The organism is Geomonas sp., from assembly GCF_056994735.1.
The window spans coordinates 1-4,642 of the sequence record NZ_JBXKJL010000393.1 but is presented as its reverse complement, the minus strand read 5'-3'; the positions used below and the strand labels follow the sequence as shown (position 1 = coordinate 4,642).

At 58.0% G+C, this 4,642-nt stretch carries 2 protein-coding genes; both read left to right on the top strand.

Annotated features, from left to right (window positions below; translation table 11 throughout):
• Positions 1–1,121 (top strand): InlB B-repeat-containing protein (locus AC11W3_RS16950; RefSeq protein WP_484093401.1); only part of this gene is annotated, 1,121 nt, incomplete at its 5' end.
• Positions 1,122–1,647: 526 nt separating this feature from the next.
• Positions 1,648–4,642, top strand: a 2,995-nt coding sequence (locus AC11W3_RS16945; RefSeq protein ID WP_484093400.1) for a pre-peptidase C-terminal domain-containing protein, incomplete at its 3' end; no start/stop codon positions are given.

The window sequence follows — 4,642 nt, the reverse complement described above, 5'->3', positions numbered from 1 at the left end:
TAACGGGATATGTCGCCGCGCTGGCGGTGAACGGAGCGGTGACGCAGAACGTGACGCTCCCCTTCGTGACCTTGAGCGGGAAGACGACGGACAGCAACGGGGTGGCGGTTGCCGGGGTAAAGGTCTCAGTTCCCTACACGAGTTGGACGGCGAACGGTGCTTCCTATACCTGCCGCAACGACGGCTCCTCTACCTACCAGGTGCTCTCTGACGCCGCCGGCAACTACAGCATGGTGCTCCTGCCGTACAGCAGCTATCCTCTCAATATTTATGCGCCCTCTGGCGGGCAGTTCGTCAATGCCGCTATAACCGGCTACAGCATGCTTTCCAGCAAAATCCAGAATATCATCCTCAGCAAAAGTGTTCCCGAGCACAAGTTGAGCGTTACTTTTGCCGGAACCGGGTCAGGGGCTGTATCAAGTTCACCTGCCGGCATTTCTTCCCAGGGACAGCAGGCTTCCTGGTTCTTCGACGCCGGGACCGTTGTTACCCTGACCGCGACTCCTTTGCCGGGGGCATCCTTTGCAGGTTGGACAGGTGCCTGCTCTGGAACAGGCGCCTGTACCGTTACGGTGAACAGCGACCTCTCCGTTGCAGCAACGTTCACTGCAAAAAGCCAATTAACGGTCACCTTTACCGGAACCGGTTCAGGCTCGATAAACTCAACGCCATCACTACTGACGTGCTCATCCGGGTCATGCTCGGCAGATCTCGATGCCGACACAATCATTACCCTCATGGCAACACCCGATGCCAACTCTACCTTCGACGGCTGGCAGGGCGCCTGCGTGAACAAAAGCGGCAACTGCACCTTGACGGTGAACGGCGCTACTTCCGTTTCTGTTGTTTTCACCAATGCCCCAATGGTTAAGGTGTTTGGCACTGTTGAAACACCCTTCTCGCTGCTCCAGTCGGCATACCAGTCTGCGGCTACCGGAGACAGTATAGAGAGTAGGGAAGGGGGCTTCGCAGAGAATCTCATCCTCGACCGGCCGATGGCAGTGAGAATCAAAGGTGGTTTTGATCCCTCGTTCAGCACGGTAACAGGCACAACCGAGATCGCAGGTTCGCTGATAATACGTGACGGTACGGTTCGTGTGGAAAATGTCGCCGTCCACTGAGTTACGGGTAAGACAATCAAAACCTTCACCGGTCCTGGTGAAGTATCGATAGTTTCATATGGGTTCGTTTTTCCGACCGCTCCAGTCAGTCTGCTGGAGCGGTTTTCTTTTGCCCAACCGGTTGGCACTGTAGCAAAAGGGTGAGCTGACTGTTGTTACTCTGAAGTATTTATTCTTTCTAATGTTATTTATAGGCTAAGGAATACTTGCACAGTCATAGAACCTAGTGACCGGCTCTTACAAAAAACAGCAGCATTAATTGATTGAGCAGTTCACCCGGAAACCGGCGCAAGCTTTCAGAGTCTTAATATTGTTTAGTTGAATCAATCTGACAAGCGAGTGTCATTTCAATATCTTACTACTGGACCAGATGCGGAAGTTGAGTATGAGCTCGTCACAGGACTGGAGAAAGTAATTGACGTATAAGTATGTTCATATTACCGTGCAGTCATTTACATAGTACCATGAGGTTATTTTTTGTCTGCACACACAGATCTTTGACACAAGGACATTGAAGGGGGATGGTATGACAGGCAAACGGGAAGCTTCGGTACGGATGACACTACTGCGGGGGATCAGCTTACTTTCGTTGACGCTCTTCTTCTTGGGTGGATGGCTGCTCCAATCGGCCGATGCCGCTACCCAGAGCGGCAGCCTTACCAGCGGCCAGTGGGCCTACTACGATATCACCCTTGCCACGCCCCAGAAGGGGGTGCGCCTCGTTTTGTCCAGTTCAGCCTCCAGCGATTTTTACCTGTATACCGGCAGCAATCACGCGGCCGGCACGCTGGTGGCGGGGAGTTCGGGGCAGACCCTCCACACCCTGCTGGTCCCGGACTCATCCCTCACCGACGGCGCAACCTATCACGTCCGCATCCACGCCAATGCCGCCCTTACCTTCAGCTACACCCCCGACCTGGCCTATTGCCGGGACCTCCCCTGGGACCCGGGCACCGCCCTGTCCGGGACTAACATCATGAATCAGCCCGATACCGCCGGTGGTGACTATCTCTTCCGCATCACCAGCCAGACTTCGGCATACGGCGCCTGGCGCACGGTCCTGAATGTAACCGGCGGCGAGGCGGATTTTTACCAGCAACAGACCACCCCCCCTCTCGGCGACACCACTTACAAATCGACCCAGGCCGGGTCCGACGGCTTGATACTCGGCGCCAGCCAGTTCGACAACAACCAGACCTGGTACCTGCGGGTCCATGCCGCGCCGAACGCCACCTGGAGCATTTTCAGCGGGGACATTTATGTCCAGGATCTGGGAGCGGTAAGCGATACCAGCTCCAACGCCACGGCAACGATCGGACGCGAGGGGATGTACTATTTCAAGGGGAGCGTCGATGCCGCCACCCCGGCGTGGCGACTGTGGCTCAACGGCAGTGCAAACCAGATGTACGTCAGCAAGGGGACGGCGCCCATCAAGACCCCGTGGTCCGAGGTGGCGGAGCAGTCGGAAGCCGGACAGATGCTGCTGGTCCCCCCCTATCTGACCAGCGCCCTCTATCTGGTCGGTGTCAAGGGGACTCCCGGGAGTACCTTCACGCTCGATTCCCGCAAGCAGGCCATACTCACTCCCAGTGCCGTTGCCGGGTACAGCCAGGGGGGGGGAGCCGCCAACTTCGACTTTACCCTTTCCAATCAGGGTAATAACGGCGGGTTCGGCTACCTCACCTACAAGATCGATGTGCCGGTCCAGCAGATCGCCTGGCAGGTGAACGTCGCCTCGGGTACCGGGCAGAACGCCGATGTCTACCTCCGCAAAGGGGACGTGCCGAACCGCTGGAACAATGACGCCCTCTCAGAGGCGCCTGCCGGTGTCATCGACAGCATCACACAGGTGCCGCCCACCCTGACCGACGGCGCCTGGTATGTCACCGTTTACGGCACGGGCACCTATACCTTCACTCTCACCAGCAAGAATCCGCTCATTACCGGGATCTCGTACATCAACGACAACCTGACCCCATTGAAAACCAACGGCGTCTACACCACGCAGAACTATCAAACACTCTGTCCGCCGCTGGAGTCAAACAGTGCGGTTTCCTGCAAGGCAACAGCCATTGGCAATGCGGCCGGCGATGTAAAGAGGTCCGGCTGGCAGTATTACCAGGTGAGCGACATCAACTCCCAGCTTGGCTTTCTTGGCTGGCAGGTTGACCTGGCCGGGCAGGTGGCCGGCAGCGAGATCGCCCTGCGCAGAAATGCCGTGCCGGCACGGTGGCGTTTCCGGAGCGGCGGCAGCAGCTACAACACCTATGTTCAGGAGGCAAGCCAGGTGGATGTCTCAAGCACCCTCGGCTTCCTCCAGCATCCCGGGCATCAGGCGGACATCTGGTATGTCGGCGTCAACACACCGGATCAGGCACTGGGCGCCTTCCAGCTCACGACCCGGGAGATTCCCACCCCTTCTTTCACGCTCAATGATGGATCGTCACAATGCCAAAGCGATGCCTCTTTATGCTCGAACAGCGTGACAGTTGTGAGTCAGCCGGCCGCTACCTGGAAATGGTTCAAGGTCACCATTCCGGCTGACTCAAGCCTTTTGGGTTGGGACCTGCGGCTGCAGGTGACGGGCGGCACTCCTCAGATGGTGGTGCGGCGTGACCAGCTGCCGGCGGATTTCGGCACCACTCAGTTCTACTACGGCTCCTACTATTACCTCTATGGCTCCAACATCTGGAGCAGCGGGGCTCAATGGGCAGCCGGCGGAGACTGGACGGGACGCTATTACATAAACGCCAGCCAGGGGGTGTTCGACCCCAACAAGTACCTGGTCATGGGACTGGGGAGTCCGCTGGAGCCCGGCACCTACTATGTCGGGGTAAGCCGAGGGGCGAACGATTCGAGCACGACTCCCTTAAGCTACACCCTGGTAAGCCGGGGGATCGGGATAGGGAGCGATTCGAAAAGCGTCGCCTGGCCCATTCAGGTGAAGGATCTGGCGTTCAGCGGGACGGGGAGCAGCGTAAGCGGGACCGGTCTCGCCCCCAGGGAGGCTGCCTATTACCGGGTGACGGTCCCGGCAGGAACGAAGAGCTGGTCCGTCAACATGGCTCCGACGACCGGAGAGGCGCTCATGGCCGTGCGCCGGGGCGCCCTGCCGAACGTGATGGCGGGATATTTAAGTTATGTCCTGAGTGATTCTGATTATTCAGGTTACTTTGCAGGGGTCAAACGGCAGAAGGACGGGAAAGAGTTCTTCTACAAGTATGCGGACAGCACGGGAACGACCATCAGCAGCGGTGTCTACTATCTGGCGGTGATCAGCGAAGGGCAGAGTCCTCCGTCCACGAATGATATCGGCACTGGTGGGGTCAGCTATACCCTGACGAGCGTCGGCGAGATGCCAGTAAACGACAAGACTGCCTCGCCGCTGGCCGTGGCTGCGCCGGTCACCTGGGCGGGGGAGAGCCTTTCCTACGGGCAGCAGAAGGTGTACCGTTTCCGGGTGCCTGAGGGGCTGACGAGCATGGAGATCCGGTTGAAGAACCGGATCGGGAATCCCAAGA